Source organism: Kribbella pratensis (assembly GCF_004365355.1).
Taxonomy (GTDB): Bacteria; Actinomycetota; Actinomycetes; order Propionibacteriales; family Kribbellaceae; genus Kribbella.
Genome location: NZ_SODP01000003.1, coordinates 1,191,732 through 1,206,802 on the forward strand (window position 1 = coordinate 1,191,732; position 15,071 = coordinate 1,206,802).

General features: G+C 67.5%; 18 protein-coding genes. 7 read left to right on the forward strand and 11 right to left on the reverse strand.

The annotated features are described in order from the left end of the window. Nucleotides 1-9 precede the first annotated feature (9 nt). Nucleotides 10-303: a DUF3311 domain-containing protein gene (locus EV653_RS33670; RefSeq protein WP_134108978.1), complete on the reverse strand. Its 294-nt coding sequence runs from the start codon at nt 301-303 to the stop codon at nt 10-12. An 83-nt stretch (nt 304-386) separates the two neighbouring features. On the opposite strand from EV653_RS33670, the gene EV653_RS33675 reads away from it, so the two are divergent. After that, on the forward strand, nt 387-1,358 hold the full coding sequence (locus EV653_RS33675; protein WP_134108980.1) for an endonuclease/exonuclease/phosphatase family protein: 972 nt from the start codon (nt 387-389) through the stop codon (nt 1,356-1,358). Here EV653_RS33675 and EV653_RS33680 read toward each other — a convergent pair. Then, a complete protein-coding gene (locus EV653_RS33680) occupies nt 1,345-2,250 on the reverse strand; it encodes a DUF2785 domain-containing protein (RefSeq protein ID WP_134108982.1) in 906 nt (301 codons plus the stop codon). The genes EV653_RS33675 and EV653_RS33680 overlap by 14 nt on opposite strands. Nucleotides 2,251-2,366: 116 nt before the next feature. Here EV653_RS33680 and EV653_RS33685 point away from each other — a divergent pair, with 116 nt between their 5' ends. Then, a complete protein-coding gene (locus tag EV653_RS33685; protein ID WP_134108983.1) occupies nt 2,367-3,845 on the forward strand; it encodes a sensor histidine kinase in 1,479 nt (492 codons plus the stop codon). Between the two features lie 59 nt (nt 3,846-3,904). Here the strand turns inward: EV653_RS33685 and EV653_RS33690 are convergent, their stop codons facing one another. Continuing rightward, nucleotides 3,905-4,156, reverse strand: a complete 252-nt coding sequence (locus tag EV653_RS33690; RefSeq protein ID WP_130383822.1) for a WhiB family transcriptional regulator — start codon at nt 4,154-4,156, stop codon at nt 3,905-3,907. A gap of 392 nt (nt 4,157-4,548) precedes the next feature. On the opposite strand from EV653_RS33690, the gene EV653_RS33695 reads away from it, so the two are divergent. Continuing rightward, a complete protein-coding gene (locus tag EV653_RS33695; protein WP_134108985.1) occupies nt 4,549-4,959 on the forward strand; it encodes a hypothetical protein in 411 nt (136 codons plus the stop codon). A 4-nt stretch (nt 4,960-4,963) separates the two neighbouring features. Here the strand turns inward: EV653_RS33695 and EV653_RS33700 are convergent, their stop codons facing one another. The 8 genes from EV653_RS33700 to EV653_RS33735 all read right to left on the reverse strand — a co-directional run bounded on the left by EV653_RS33700 (nt 4,964) and on the right by EV653_RS33735 (nt 11,637). Next, complete coding sequence (locus tag EV653_RS33700) at nt 4,964-5,761, reverse strand: RNA polymerase sigma factor SigF (protein ID WP_134108986.1); 798 nt, start codon at nt 5,759-5,761, stop codon at nt 4,964-4,966. Between the two features lie 76 nt (nt 5,762-5,837). Then, nucleotides 5,838-6,230 carry an ATP-binding protein gene (locus tag EV653_RS33705; protein ID WP_134108988.1) on the reverse strand — a complete coding sequence of 131 codons (393 nt, stop codon included), beginning with the start codon at nt 6,228-6,230 and terminating at the stop codon, nt 5,838-5,840. Nucleotides 6,231-6,369: 139 nt separating this feature from the next. Next, on the reverse strand, nt 6,370-7,140 hold the full coding sequence (locus EV653_RS33710; protein WP_441294985.1) for an amino acid ABC transporter ATP-binding protein: 771 nt from the start codon (nt 7,138-7,140) through the stop codon (nt 6,370-6,372). Between the two features lie 5 nt (nt 7,141-7,145). After that, a complete protein-coding gene (locus EV653_RS33715) occupies nt 7,146-8,111 on the reverse strand; it encodes an amino acid ABC transporter permease (RefSeq protein WP_134108992.1) in 966 nt (321 codons plus the stop codon). Between the two features lie 7 nt (nt 8,112-8,118). Then, nucleotides 8,119-9,033 carry an ABC transporter substrate-binding protein gene (locus EV653_RS33720; protein ID WP_134108994.1) on the reverse strand — a complete coding sequence of 305 codons (915 nt, stop codon included), beginning with the start codon at nt 9,031-9,033 and terminating at the stop codon, nt 8,119-8,121. 167 nt (nt 9,034-9,200) lie between these two features. Then, on the reverse strand, nt 9,201-9,953 hold the full coding sequence (locus EV653_RS33725; RefSeq protein ID WP_134108996.1) for an amino acid ABC transporter ATP-binding protein: 753 nt from the start codon (nt 9,951-9,953) through the stop codon (nt 9,201-9,203). Further along, entirely contained in the window at nt 9,953-10,705 is a 753-nt protein-coding gene (locus tag EV653_RS33730) for an amino acid ABC transporter permease (RefSeq protein ID WP_134108998.1), read from the reverse strand. Before EV653_RS33730 ends, EV653_RS33725 begins: the two co-directional genes overlap by 1 nt. A gap of 80 nt (nt 10,706-10,785) precedes the next feature. Further along, the gene (locus EV653_RS33735; RefSeq protein ID WP_134109000.1) at nt 10,786-11,637 is read right to left on the reverse strand and encodes an ABC transporter substrate-binding protein; all 852 of its coding nucleotides are present in this window, start codon (nt 11,635-11,637) and stop codon (nt 10,786-10,788) included. 188 nt (nt 11,638-11,825) lie between these two features. On the opposite strand from EV653_RS33735, the gene EV653_RS33740 reads away from it, so the two are divergent. From EV653_RS33740 to EV653_RS33755, 4 genes are all read left to right on the forward strand, one after another. Then, nucleotides 11,826-13,022: an NAD(P)-dependent malic enzyme gene (locus EV653_RS33740; protein WP_134109002.1), complete on the forward strand. Its 1,197-nt coding sequence runs from the start codon at nt 11,826-11,828 to the stop codon at nt 13,020-13,022. 45 nt (nt 13,023-13,067) lie between these two features. Further along, a complete protein-coding gene (locus EV653_RS33745; RefSeq protein ID WP_134109003.1) occupies nt 13,068-14,036 on the forward strand; it encodes a zinc-binding dehydrogenase in 969 nt (322 codons plus the stop codon). Further along, nucleotides 14,037-14,540, forward strand: coding sequence for a GNAT family N-acetyltransferase (locus EV653_RS33750; RefSeq protein ID WP_134109005.1), 504 nt, complete (start codon nt 14,037-14,039; stop codon nt 14,538-14,540). 96 nt (nt 14,541-14,636) lie between these two features. Further along, nucleotides 14,637-14,948 carry a WhiB family transcriptional regulator gene (locus EV653_RS33755; RefSeq protein ID WP_134109007.1) on the forward strand — a complete coding sequence of 104 codons (312 nt, stop codon included), beginning with the start codon at nt 14,637-14,639 and terminating at the stop codon, nt 14,946-14,948. Nucleotides 14,949-15,071 lie beyond the last annotated feature (123 nt).

Sequence of the window (15,071 nt, forward strand, 5' to 3'; positions counted from 1 at the left end):
CACTTGTGTTCACTGGTCACCCTCCTTCACCGGAGCATCAGCGGCATCAGCGGCCTCAGGGTCACCAAGGCCCTGTGCCGCCCGTCGCCTGCGCTCCTCGGCGCGGAGCAGCCGGTAGCTGATGCTGACGAGGATCGCGGAAAGAAAGACCCACATCAGTTGGTACCAGTAGAAGAACGGGAAACCCCACAGGTGGGGATCCGCCTTGGCGTACGTCGGCACGAGCAGCGGTACGACGACCGCCACAACCAGCAGCACACCGGAGATCCAGTACGCGGGTCTGACCGCGGACAATCGAGACACTGCAAACCTCCTCGGGACACAGCAGGCGCAACGGAGCACGCTACCGTTCGTCAGCACAAGCGACTAGACCTTCAGGTTGGTGCATGGATAACGAAAAGGCATGGTTCGTCCGGCGAGTCGTGCTGTCCGTGCTGTTCCTCGTCATCGTTGCCGTGCCGCTGTATCCCGAACTGTTCGGTCTGGACGAGGTGACCCCGTTCGCCCAGCTGGCCGCGTTCCGTCCGCAAGGCCTGGTCGTCGTACTGCTGCTGGCCCTCCTGATGCTGGTACGCCGGGGGTGGCGCATCGCCGCCGTGCTCGTCGCCTCGCTCGCCCTGGTCGGCGGCGCGCTGGTCGCCCCGCGCCGGTTCTCCGACGCCAGGCCTGCTCCGGCAGGCTCCCGGGTGCTGACGATCATGGTCGCGAACGTCCTCGGCGGCGGTGCCCGCGCCGCGGATGTGGCCCAGGTGATCCGGGACCGGAAGCCGGACCTGGTTTCGTTGCCGGAGGCACAGGTCGACGTGCGCGAGGAGATCCGGGCGCAGCTGCAGGACCAGCAGTACAAGGGTTATACGGCCCAGCCGAGCAAGGCGGTCGAGAGTGCGACCAGTGTGCTCGCGTCGTCCTCGCTCGGGAACGTGTCGTTCGGGTCCGAGGCCGGGACTACCTTCGGCAACATCATCGTGACCGGCGGCAACCTCGGCCCGATCCGGCTGATCGCGTACCACGGCTTCCCGCCGCTGACCGACTCCGTCACCACCTGGAAGAGCGACCTCCTGCACGTACGCCGGTGGTGCGCCCAGGACGCGCCGACGATAGTTGCAGGGGACTTCAACGCGACCCTCGACCACGCCGACTTCCGGAACGCTCTGGGCGGCTACTGCCGCAGCGTCGGACCAACCGTCGGAGGTGGCCTGCAAGGTACGTGGCCGGCCGACCAGCCGGCGTTACTGCGAACGCAGATCGATCATGTCGTGGTGACGCGGCAGTTCGAGCCCGGGCGGTTCACGACATACCCGATCGAGGGGACGGATCACCGGGCCGTGGTCGCGACGGTCGCGCTCAGGACGGATTAGTCGCCGGGCGGTAGATGTAGGGCTGCGAGGCCTGGACGGCTTCGGTCAGCATCAGCAGCAGATCTGCGCGGGCCTCGATCGGCCGGCCGAAGAGCTCGTCGTCGCCGGGGATCGGGAACCCCTTCACGCCGATCGCGAGCTGGCTCAGCAGGACGTGCAGGACCCCGCGGGCGTTGAAGACCGCCGGCGTCGGCCACTCCGGCAGCGTCTCGTGCATCAGCGGCTGCTGGCTCGCGGTCGCCGCGATCGGCTTCAGCCAGCGCTCGAGCTCGTCGCTGCTCAGCATGTTCCGGTGCAGGACCGTCATCACCGCATGCGCGACCCGGTCGTGCTCCTCGTGCACCCAGCGGTACGGCGTGTCCTTGACGATCCGGTCCGCGAGTACGTCGAGCAACGCCCGCAGTACGCCGGCGTCGCAGTGCCGGGACCGGGCCAGCGCGCCGATGGCGTCGGCGCCGTGGGCAACGGCATGCGCCCAGCCGCAGTCCTTCACGAACCCGCGCAGGTCGCGCTCGCGCAGCAGCCAGGTCGCCAGCCGGTCGCCCCAGCGCATCACGACCTCGTCGTGGACCAGGAACTCGGCGTTGTCGCGGTGGATGACCTCCGCGAGCGTCAGCGCGGTGAAGGAGCGGCGGAACACGGTGTCGGTGCCATCCTCGCCGAGCCCGTAGTTCAGTCCGGCACAGAGCCCGTCGCCGAACCCGGGTAGCAGGTCGTCGTACACCCCGCGCTCCAGCCAGGTGGCGAGCGTCGGGTAGGCCAGGGCGTCACGCACCTGCGGGTTGGTGCTGGCCAGCCCGCGGACAAGCTCCTCGGTGAGCTCGGTCAGCGTACGGTCGTGCGGGACCGCGTAGTCCGCGGCCATCACGTCCTGCCAGTACGTCGACTCCACCCGAGCATCCTTTCATCTGTGCTGAATCAACTAACACCTGTCTACACCACGTTGTCGAGCGGACCACTCCGAGTGCTGGTCCACACACCCTCACGACCGTCGGTAGCATCGAACCCGTGCCGTCTCTGACCGACGTGGCTCGAAACCACACCACCCTGGACCAGCCCGACCTGGACCGCCTGCAGCTGCTGATCTCCGACTGGCAGATGCTGGCCGACCTGTCGTTCGCCGATCTCGTGCTCTGGCTGCCCGACACCGAGGGACTCGGGTTCTGGGCCGGCGCCCAGATGCGCCCGACGACCGGCCCGACGGCGTACCTCGACGACATCGTCGGCAGCTTCATCCCGCGCGGCCGCCGGCACCTGCTCGACCAGGCGTACGACGGCGGCCGGATCTGCCGCGAGGGCGATCCCGAATGGCGCGACGACGTCCCCGTCCGGGTCGAGACGATCCCGGTACGGCGGGGCACCCGGGTGATCGCGGTGATCGCGCGCAACACCAACCTGCTCGGCGTCCGTACGCCGTCGCGGCTGGAGATCGCCTACCTGCAGAGCGCGACCGACCTGGCCCGGATGATCACCGACGGCGTCTTTCCGTACGGCGGTGAGCGGCTGCTGTCCACCACGCCACGCGTCGGTGACGGCTGCATCCGGGTCGATCGGCACGGCATGGTGACGTTCGCGAGCCCGAACGCGTTGTCGGCCTACCGGCGGATGGGGCTCGTCACCGACCTGGTCGGCAGCCGGCTGAAGGACATCACCGCGGAGTTGCTGCATTCCGGACACAAGGTCGACGACGTGCTGGCGTCGGTGGTCACCGGGCGCGCGGCCAAGGAGATCGAGATCGAGAACTCCGACGCAACGCTGTTCCTCCGGGCGATCCCGCTGCGGGCCGACGGCGCCCACGTCGGAGCGCTGATCCTGCTCCGCGACGTCACGGAGCTGCGGAGCCGGGAGCGGGAGCTGGTCACCAAGGAGGCGACCATCCGGGAGATTCATCATCGCGTCAAGAACAACTTGCAGACGGTCGCCGCGTTACTCCGGATGCAGGCCCGAAGGATCACCGTCCCGGAAGGCCAGGCCGCGCTGGCCGAAGCGGTCCGCCGGGTCGGGTCGATCGCGATCGTCCACGAGACCCTGTCGGAATCGTTCGACGAGCACGTCGACTTCGACGACGTGGCCGACCGGGTCGGTGCGATGGTCGCGGATGTGTCGACGGTCTCGACCGCGGTGGAGACGCGACGGAGCGGGACGTTCGGCGTACTGGACTCCGAAGTCGCCACTCCGCTGGCGATGGTGCTGACCGAACTGATGCAGAACTCGGTCGAGCACGCCTTCGGCGCCCGGGACGGGGGAGAGGCGAACGGCAGGATCGAGCTCACCGCCGAGCGGTCGGTCGGACGCCTGCACATCAACGTCATCGACGACGGCAAAGGGTTGCCGACGAACTTCGACTCCGAGCTGTCCGGCAACCTGGGCCTGTCCATCGTCCGCACCTTGGTGATCGGGGAGCTGGACGGGACGCTCGAATTCGGCAACCGCCACGACGGAAAGCCCGGCACGCAGGTCACCTTGGACATCCCGGTCAAGGACTAGGGGGCTGGTGAAACACAAAGGCCCCGCGGTGATTTCCGCGGGGCCCCGAGAGGACTTACTCAGGCGGTGCGGATGCGCTGGCGGGCGTTGCGGCGCTTGAGAGCGCGGCGCTCGTCCTCGCTCAGACCGCCCCAGACACCGTGGTCCTGGCCGGCTTCCAGAGCCCATGCCAGGCACTGCTCACGCACGTCGCAGCGTCGGCACACCTGCTTGGCTTCCTCGATCTGCATGATCGCGGGGCCGGTGTTGCCGATGGGGAAGAACAGTTCCGGGTCCTCGTCGAGGCATACGGCCCGGTGGCGCCAATCCATGGCGGATCCCATCTCTCTCAGTAGTTGACGTAAGCTGACGGGAAGGTCTGTGCCCAATCAGCGGTGCTGTACTCGTCGATTCGTTTCGCACGGGGGGTTTTTAAGTGCGATGCGTTGTGAACGCATTCACGAACGAGACCATGTTCCCAATCTTGGCGGATCGAAACAAGGGTTATGGAGTTGTCGATCCGATCACAACGCTTCCTTAACACTCGGAACTGGCGCAGCGTCGTACTCCCCATCCGGTTATCGGACGGAGCCGCTCTTCCGCAATCACCCGTTCACTGCAGGTAACCGTTCCAACCTTCTTTTGGTTACGCACAACCCTCAAATCCCTGTAGGGCCTCGGGTCCACAAGCCGCCCCAGGACATGGCGGCACTAAGCTGGCGCAGTGCCGACCGACTCCCCAGCTGCCGCCGTCCCGAGACCGCTCAAGCTAGCCGCGGCAGTGGTCGCTTTGGAAGGCCTCGCACTGATCGTTCTCGGAATTGGCGAAGGCTTGACGATTCATGGCGATCGCTTGGTGCTCGGTCTGACCACGGCCGGCTTCTTCCTCGTGTACGGCGTGGCGCTGGGCTTCGTCGCCCGCGGGTTGTGGAGGGCCGTGCGCTGGAGTCGTGGACCGACGGTGTTCACCCAGTTGATCCAGCTCCTGGTCGCGTACAGCTTCTGGGGCGGATCGACCAAGGCCGTCGCCGTCGCGCTCGCCGTCGCGGCCCTCGCCGTACTGATCTGCGTGTTCCAGAAGGCATCCACCGACGCCCTGGCCGGTGGCGAGGCCAACGATCATCCGGTGCTCTAGGCAGCTATTCCTTCAGCAAGCCGGCGCGGAGCTCGGTCAGTGTCCGGGCCAGCAGCCGGGAGACATGCATCTGCGAGATCCCGATCTCCTCGGCGATCTGGGACTGCGTCATACCGCGGAAGAACCGTAGCGTCAGGATCCGCTTCTCGCGCGTGTCCAGCTGTGCCAGCAAGGGTTTGAGCGACTCCCGGTACTCGACGCTCTCCAACGCCTCGTCCTCGCCGCCCAGGCCGTCCAGGACCGTGGTCGCGTCGGTCTCGTTCTGGTCGGGAGCGTCCAGGGACAAGGTGTTGTAAGCGTTCGCGGACTCGAGCCCTTCGATCACCAGATCCGGCGACAGCCCGAGCCGGTCGGACAGCTCAGCCACGGTCGGCGCCCGGCCGAGCTCCTGCGTCAGCTCGGCCGTGGCCGCGGTCAGTGACAACCGCAGCTCCTGCAGTCGCCGCGGCACCCGGATGGCCCAGCCCTTGTCCCGGAAATACCGCTTGATCTCACCCAGGATCGTCGGCGTCGCGTACGTCGAGAACTCGACACCGCGATCCGAATCGAAACGGTCGATCGCTTTGATCAGACCGATCGTGGCCACCTGGACCAGGTCGTCGTACGGCTCGCCGCGGTTGCGGAACCGGCGGGCCAGATGCTCCACCAGCGGCATGTGCAGCGCGACCAGGCCGTCGCGCGCCGCGGTGTGCGCGGGGTCGCCCGGCCCCGCGGCGGCGGCCATCCGCTGGAAGAAGTCCGCCGTCCGGGTACGCAGATCCGTAGACTCCCGAGGCTCGCTCGGGATGTGCTCGTCTGTCACGCCCGCGCCTCGCCGGCGCTCGGCTGCGGGGAGACAGGCCACTGTGCTGTGCTCATCGTCCGCTCGCTGCACTTGCTCACAGGCTCTCCGTCGCGGTGGCGGTAGCCGTCACGGTGATGGTCAGACGCCCGTCGATCGTCTCCGCCGCGGCGGACTCGACCAGCGCGGTCAGGACGGTCCAGCCGAACGAGTCGGTGTCGGGCATCCAGCCGCCCGGCACGACGGCGCTCGCGCGCACCGTCAGCTGCGGCGGGTCGATCTCGAACACGCATTCCAGCACGCCGTCGGCCGCCTCCGGCAGCAGCAGCGCGCAGGCCTCGTCGACGGCGATCCGCAGGTCGTCGATCGCGTCCAGGGTGAAGTCGTTGCGGGCAGCCAGGTTGCCGACCACGGATCGCGGTACGGCGATGTAGGCGCCGTCCGCCGGGATACTCAGGCGGACCTCGGCGGCTCGTCCCGTGCTGCTCACATCGTCTCCTGTGCTGTCGGCCGGGCCTTCGGCACCGGCGTGGTCATGGGGCTCCCTCCGCTCCTCAGTCCAGGCCGGGAGGGCCCCATGACCGTGCGCGGCACCTTGTGTGGGACTCGTATTCCGACCGTACCCGAACTCAGGGGTGTTCGTGCTCCGAGCGGAGTCGGGAGAGGAACGCCCGGGTGCGGGAGTGTTGCGGGTTGCCGATGACGTCCTTCGGGGGACCGGCCTCGACGACCACGCCGCCGTCCATGAACACGACCGTGTCGGCGACCTCGCGGGCGAACGACATCTCGTGGGTGACCACGATCATCGTCATCCCGTCGAGCGCGAGCTCCCGCATCACCGCGAGCACCTCGCCGACCAGTTCGGGGTCGAGCGCCGACGTCGGCTCGTCGAACAGCATCAGCTTCGGCTGCATGGCCAGTGCCCGCGCGATCGCGACCCGCTGCTGCTGACCGCCGGACAGCTGCGCCGGGTAGGCGTTGCAGCGGTCCGCGAGGCCGACCCGGTCGAGCAGCTTCATCGCCCGCTCCCGCGCGGTCTTCTTCGACTCACGCTTGACCTGCGTGGGCGCCTCGACGATGTTCTCCAGCGCGGTCATGTGCGGGAACAGGTTGAACCGCTGGAACACCATCCCGATCTCGCGCCGCTGCGCCGCGATCTCCTTGTTCTTCAGGCGGTACAGCTTCCCGTCGCGGTCGGCGTACCCCATCAGTTCGTCGTCGACCCAGATCCGGCCGCCGTCGATCGTCTCGAGCTGGTTGATGCAGCGCAGGAACGTCGTCTTGCCCGAGCCCGACGGCCCGAGCAGACACACGACCTGCCCGGCATCGACATCGAGGTCGATGCCCTTCAGGACTTCGTTGTGGTGGAAGGACTTGGTCACATTCACCGCATGAACCAGTGGCATCAGGCGCCTCCCGCTCCGGCCGGCCGCGCTGCCCGCGGTGCCTTGGTCCCGAAACCACGGCCGAAGTGCCGCTCGAGGAAGTACTGGCCGACCATCAGCACGCTGGTCGCGGCCAGGTAGTACAGCGTCGCGGCGACCGCGATCGGGAACGTCTTGTAGTAGGTGCTGCCGATCGACTGCAGCTGGTAGAACAGCTCGCCGATCACCGGTACGGCGAGCAGCAGCGAGGTGTCCTTCAGCATCGCGATCGTCTCGTTGCCGGTCGGCGGCACGATCACGCGCATCGCCTGCGGCAGCACGACCCGGCGCATCACCTTGCCGCTGCTCATCCCCAGCGCCTCGGCCGCCTCGGCCTGGCCCGGGTCGACGCTCATGATGCCGGCGCGGGCGATCTCGGCCATGTACGCCGCCTCGGACAGCCCGAGACCGATCACACCGGCGACGATCCCGGTGAAGATCTGATTGGCGTCCAGCGTGTAGAACCGCCAGTCACCGGACAGCCCGAGCCAGTCGATGATCTTCCAGTCGAACGGGACCCCGAACGCGATGCCCTGCTGGAAGAGGATCCCGAGCGTGCCCATCGTGAACAGCAGGATGTACCGCGGGATGCTCCGGAAGAACCAGGTGAACACCCACGACACCCCGGCCAGGATCGGGTTGTCGGACAGCCGCATAACAGCCAGTACGACGCCGCCCCCGACGCCGATGATCATCGACAGCACGGTGACCAGCAACGTGCCCTTGATGAAGCCGTTGATCACCGGCTGCTGGTTCATCGCCTGGAAGACGAATCTCCAGTCGAAGGCCTTGTTCGACAGCAGCAGGTGCAGCAGCATCGCGGCCAGGATCACGATCACGGCGATCGCGATCCAGCGGCCGGGATGCCGGACCGGTACGGCGTTGATGGCACCCGGCCGATCGGGGCTTGCATCCGTCGGCCGGGTCTCGGTGGCGTCAGTGCTCATGGGAGCCTCACGGGTTCACGGCGAAGTCGGTGAGCGCACCGGAGTCGTTGTTCCACTTCTGCAGCGTGCTCTTGTAGGTGCCCTCGGTGTTCAGGGCCTTCAGCGCCTCGGTGATCGATTGCGCGAACGCCGTCTCCGCCTTCGGGATCACATAGCCGTACGGCGCGGCGTCGTAGATGTCGCCGAGCTGCTCGAGCTGACCGTTGGTCTGCTTGATCGCGTACAGCACGACGGGGGAGTCGGCCAGCATCGCGTCGGCCTTCCCGCCGACCAGGTCCGCGGTGGCCTGGTCCTGCTTCTCCCGGACGACCAGCTTGATCTCGGGCTTGCCGGCGGCCTTGCACGCGGCCTGCCGCTTCGGCATGTCGTCCTCGAGCTGCGTCGTGCCCTTCTGCACCGCGACGGTCTTGCCGCACGCGTCGTCGGGCTTGACACCCTTCGGGTTGCCCTTCGCGGTCGCCCACAGCGTGCCGGCATTGAAGTAGCTGACCATGTTGACCTGCTGCTTGCGCTTGTCGTTGATCGTGAACGACGAGACGCCGACGTCGTACTTGCCGCTCTGGACACCGGTGATGATCGTGTCGAAGCCGGCCGGCTGCCAGTCGACCGTGACGCCGAACTTCTGCGCCACCGCGTTGAACAGGTCGACGTCCATGCCGACGACGGTCTTGCCGCCCTGCAGGAACTCGTTCGGCGGGTAGCTGGCGTCCACGCCGACGACGATCTTCCCGGCCGACTTGATCTTCGGCGGCAGCGAACCACTCAGATCCGGGCCGCTGCTGGACGGACCGCTCGAGGGAGCGCTGGAGGGGGCGCTCGACGGTGAGGTGGACGAACCACCTTCGAGAGAGTTCGAACCGCAACCGGCGGCGGCGAGAACCAGGACACCGGACAAGGCCAGCGTCCTACGCAGGACAGACATCTAGGTCCTCCAAACCCGGGCACCGGTCGGCCCCGGTGCCATGTGTCCGCATCTTGACACAACGACCTGTGGACAGCGCACGGACCAACCGGGAAAGGAGACCTATTCGTGTCGTCATCGCTCGTGACGCTGCGGCCCGTCGATCACCCGGGCACGCAGCGTGACGATCAGGACGGTTCGACGTGCGTCGGGTCGAGGACGCGACGGAGGAAGGTACGAGTGCGCTCCTCCGTGGGACTTCCGATCACGTCCGCGGGCGGGCCCTGCTCCACGATGACACCGGCGTCCATGAACACGACCCGGTCGGCCACCTCGCGGGCGAAGGCCATCTCGTGCGTGACGACGAGCATCGTCATACCGTCCAGGGCGAGTTTGCGCATGACCGTCAGGACGTCGCCGACGAGCTCCGGGTCCAGCGCGGACGTCGGCTCGTCGAACAGCATCAGCGCCGGGTCCATCGACAACGCCCGCGCGATCGCGACCCGTTGCTGCTGACCACCGGACAGCTGCGCCGGATACGCATCGATCTTGTCGCTCAGCCCGACCCGCTCCAGGTTGGCGCGGGCGATCCGGTCTGCGTCCTGCGGCCCGCGCTTCAGAACGGTGCGCTGGGCAACGGTGCAGTTGGCCAGCACCGACAGGTGCGGGAACAGGTTGAACTGCTGGAACACCATCCCGATCTGCTGCCGGGCCGCGTCCAGGTGGCAGTCCGGGTCGGTGATGTCCTCACCGCGGACGATCACCTGTCCCTGCTGTGGTTTCTCGAGCAAGTTCACGCAGCGCAGCAGCGTCGACTTGCCCGATCCGGACGGGCCGATGACACACACCACCTCGCCCTGCTCGACGGTGAAGTCGATCCCGCGCAGGACGTGGTTGCTGCCGAAGGACTTGTGCAGGTTCTTGATCTCGACCAAAGCCATCAGCGCGTCCTCGCAGTTCGTGCTTCCAGCCGGCGGGCCAGGATGCCCAGCGGCAGCGTGATCAGCAGGTAGCAGAAGCCGCAGACCACGATCGGCGTCAGGTTCGAGTACGTGTTGGCCAGATCCCGGCCGAAGCCGGTGAGCTCGTACCCGTCCGCGGCGACGCCGATCATGAACACCAGCGACGAGTCCTTCACCAGCAGGATCAGGTCGTTCGTCAACGGAGGCAGCACGATCCGGAACGCCTGCGGCAGAACGATCTTCCGCATCGCCAGCCCGGGTGGCATGCCGAGCGACCGGGCCGCCTCGACCTGTCCCTTCGGCACGGCCTGGATACCGGCCCGGATCACCTCGGCCATGTACGCCGATGCCACGATCCCGAGCGCCAGCCACACCACGCCGTACGGATCCCAGGGGATCGTCATGCCCGGGAACGCCAGCGGCAGCAGGCTGAACGCGATGAACACCACGATCGCGGGCAGTCCGCGGAAGAACTCGATGTACGCCGTCGCGATCCACCGGTACGGGCCGACCTGGCTGAGTTTCATCAACGCCAGCAGCGTGCCGCCGGCCAGACCGATCACGAAGGCGCCGGCCGTGTACTCGAGCGTCTTCACCAGGGCCTTGAGCACGCCGTCGGTGAACGTGGACTTGATGAACTCCGGCTTGAAGAACACGCTGCCGATCTGGTGCCAGTTCGCGACGAACACGGCGACCAGGACCAGCACGACGAGCACGGCGTACTGGATCAAGCGGGAGCGCTGGGCCCGCCGGCGCGGGCTCAGCCCCTTCCGCTCAACGGTTGTCTGAGTCCCGATTTCTGGCGAGGTACTCACTTCTTCGGCTCAACCCCGAACCACTTCTTGTAGATCTCGTTGTACTTGCCGTCGGACTTCGCCTTGGTCAGCAGCTCGTTGAACTTCGACACCAGCTTCGGGCCGCTGCCGTCCTTGAGCGCGCCGAAGCCGTACTGCTCACCGGTGTTGAACTCGGCGACCACGGCCATGTCCGGGTTGTCCTTGACGAAGTCGTACAGCACGCCGTTGTCGTTGATCGCGGCGGCGACCCGGCCGGACTTGACGTTGTTCTCCTGCAGCGCGAGGTCGTTGAACGGGATCACCGTGTACCCGTTCGCGGCGGCGTTCTCGTCGGCGTACTTCTTGCCGGTGGTGTCGGCCTGCGCGCCGAGCTTCTTGCCCCGCAGGTCGGCCAGCGACGAGATGCCGGAGTCCTTCTTGGCCATCAGCACCTGGGTGGCGTCCATGTACGGGTCGGTGATGCTGATCGCGGCCTGACGCTCCTTGGTGATCGTCATCGCGCCCATGCCCATGTCGCACTTCTTCGCCTGGAACGCGGCGCCGGACGTCACCTGGGCCCACTCGATGTTCACCACGTCCTGCTTCACGCCGAGGTCGTCGGCGACCAGGTTGAGCAGGTCCACGTCGAAGCCGACGACGTCGGTGCCGTCCTTGTACTGGAAGGGCTTGTACGGCAGGTGGGTGCAGACGGTGAGCTTGCCGGGCTTGACCAGCGTGATGCCGGCGGCCTTCGCCTTGTCATCGGAACTGCCGCCTCCGGAGTCGTTGCCACAGGCGGCCAGGGACAGTCCGAGGACGGCTGTCAGCGCGACAGCTGCTCGAGTCTTGCGGAATCGGAGCTTGGGGAGAGTGGGGACGAAATTCATCGCGAGTTCTCCTCGACAGGGGTTGTGAATCCACGAATCCTGGCACACGAGAGGGCATGTGGGGCCCCTCACAGCAGACCAGTGGCCTGTGTGGTTTACTCGTTGCCCCACGGGTGACCCCCTTTGCACAGCGCCGTTCGACCGAACGCCCACTCAACTCCGCACGCACTTCCCTGAAGGGTCCCCGCATGGTCGCCCAGCCTTTTTCGCCCGAGATCTCCGATCCGTTCGCCGGTGATGCTGTCTTCGAACTGCACCGCGGCGGCAAGATCGAGGTGACGTCGTCGATCCACGTCCGCGATGCCGATGATCTGTCCAAGGCGTACACGCCCGGCGTCGCGCGGGTCTGCACCGCGATCGCCGAGGACCCGTCGCTGGTACGCCGCTACACGTGGAAGTCCAACGTGGTGGCAGTCGTCACCGACGGCACCGCCGTTCTCGGGCTGGGCGACATCGGTCCGGCCGCGTCGCTGCCGGTGATGGAGGGCAAGGCGTTGCTGTTCAAGGAGTTCGGCGGCGTCGACTCGGTGCCGATCGCGCTGGACTGCACCGATGTGGACGACTTCGTCGAGACGGTCGCGCGGATGGCGCCGACCTTCGGCGGGATCAACCTCGAGGACATCTCCGCCCCGCGCTGCTTCGAGATCGAGCGCCGGCTCAAGGAGCGGCTCGACATCCCGGTCTTCCACGACGACCAGCACGGTACGGCGGTCGTCGTACTCGCCGCTCTTCGTAACGCGCTCCGAGTCACTGGCAAGTCGATCGAGGACATCCGGGTGGTGATCTCCGGCGCCGGTGCGGCCGGGGTGGCCTGTGCGCGCATCCTTCTGCAGGCCGGCGTCGGCGACCTCGCGGTGGTGGACAGCAAGGGCGTGCTGCACGAGGACCGCGCCGACCTCAACCCGGTGAAGCTGTCGCTGGCCCGCGACACCAACACCGGCGGCCTGTCCGGCCGGCTGGTCGACGCGCTCGAGGGCGCGGACCTCTTCCTCGGCGTCTCCGGCGGCACCGTGCCGGAGGAGGCGGTAGCGAAGATGGCCGCAAACGCGATGATCTTCGCGCTGGCGAACCCGAATCCCGAGGTACACCCGGATATCGCTCACCGGCACGCCGCGGTCGTCGCAACCGGCCGCTCGGACTTCCCGAACCAGATCAACAACGTACTGGCCTTCCCGGGCATCTTCCGCGGGGCCTTCGACGCCAACGCGTCCCGGATCACCGAGGGCATGAAACTGGCCGCCGCCGATGCGTTGGCAGGTCTCATCGCGGCCGACGACCTCCGCCCCGACTACATCATCCCCTCGCCGTTCGACCAGCGCGTCGCACCGGCGGTCGCGTCCGCCGTCGCCGAAGCCGCAGTGAGCGACGGCGTCGCCCGCGGGTGAACTCGGTAACTGACTTGGTGCGGACCACCGCCTAAGGTGGTCCGCATGCTTGCTGCTTACGCCGCCAAGTTCGACGCCGACAACCCGATCGCCGCGCTGGAGGTCGGGGAGCGACCGGAGCCTGAGGTCCCCGAGGGTTGGGTGACCATCGATGTGAAGGCGACGGCGCTCAACCATCACGATCTCTGGTCGTTGAAGGGTGTCGGGCTGGCCGAGCAGAACCTGCCGATGATCCTCGGCTGTGACGCGGCCGGCGTGGACCCGGACGGGAACGAGGTCGTCGTGCACGCGGTGATCTCGGATCCCGCGTGGAAGGGCGACGAGACGCTCGACCCGAAGCGGTCGCTGCTGAGCGAGCGGTACCAGGGCACGCTCGCCCAGAAGGTCGCAGTGCCCGCGCGGAACGTCGTGCCGAAGCCGGCCGGGCTGACCTTCGAGCAGGCGGCCTGCCTGCCGACGGCGTGGCTCACGGCGTACCGGATGTTGTTCACGCAGTCGGGCCTGAAGCCGGGCGACACCGTGCTCGTGCAGGGTGCGGGCGGTGGCGTGGCGACCTCGCTGATCACGCTGGCGCGGGCCGCGGGGATGCGGGTGTGGGCGACGAGCCGGGACGAGGCGAAGCGGGCCAAGGCGATCGACATCGGTGCGCACGAGGCGTTCGAGTCCGGCGCGCGGATGCCGGAGCGGGTCGACGCGGTGATGGAGACGGTCGGGCAGGCGACCTGGTCGCACTCGCTCAAGTCGCTCAAGCAGGGCGGCACGCTGGTGATCTCCGGCGCGACCAGCGGCCAGGCGCCGAAGTCCGCCGAGCTGAACCGGATCTTCTTCCTCCAGCTGCGCGTCCAGGGCTCCACGATGGGCACCCGCACCGAGCTGGCCGAGCTGCTGCAGTTCATGGCCACCGCCGGGATCTCGCCGCACATCGACTCGATCTTTCCGCTCGCGGACGCCCGCGACGGCTTCGCGAAGATGAACGCGGGCGACGTCTTCGGCAAGATCGTCTTTACTGTCTGAGTGCAACCCGAGATCCGCCCCGTCACGCCCGAGGACGCCGAGGCCGCGGCCTGGTGTCACCTGCTCTGCTGGCGGGAGGCGTACGCCGGGCTCGTGCCGGCCGACCTGCTCCTGGAGCGTACGTCGAACCTCAAACGCCGGATCGAGCGCTGGAGCACACCCCTGGGTGAGGGCCGGCGCCGCTGGATCGCTGTGAACCCGGATCCGGACGCGCCGGTCCAGGACCGGGTCGCCGGTTTCGCCGGGATCGGCCCCGGCCGCGACGAGGACGCGCCGGTGCCGTTCGAACTGGAGGCGATCTACACCCGGCGGGCGTTCTGGAAGACCGGGCTCGGCACCCGCCTGCTGGATGTTGCCATCGGCAAACAGCCGGCGTTCCTCTGGGTCTTCGAGGGAAACGAGCAGGCGCTCGGCTTCTACCGGCGGCACGGGTTCGCGCCGGACGGCGTCGGCAAGCACGATCCGTACTTCGATCTGCGTGAGATCCGCCTCGTCCGGAGCTGACGTTTCATGCCGGAAACATGGCCGTCGCACCGGGGCAACGCGACGGGTTCAGTCTGTTCCTACCGATCCGCCCGATCGATGAGGAGCGATGAGCCCATGAGGCCTACTTTGACGGTGATCGTTGACCCGGCAGACCGCTGGATGACGAAGGCCGCGTGCGTCGGACAGGCGCCGTCGTACGACGAGACCGCGACCCAGTGGGAGCAGCGGAAGGCGCAGGCGATCTGCCTCACCTCCTGCCCGGTGATCGAGGAATGCCGGGAGTGGGCCCGCCGGACGAAGTTCACCGGCACCGCCGCCGGCGAGAAGTTCCTCTACGGCCGCCGCCGCGGCCGCCCGGGCCCGCAGGAGCGCCGCAACCGGCCCCCGCTGACCGCAGAGGTCATCGGCGAGCAGCAGGCTTCCTGACCCACACCGTGAGCCCGATTTGATGGGTCCACCCACCAAATCGGGGGTTTGTGACCCGGAACCGGGGTGAGGAACCCCCGGTTTGGTGGGTCCACCCACGAAATGCGGTTGGGGCGGGCAGCG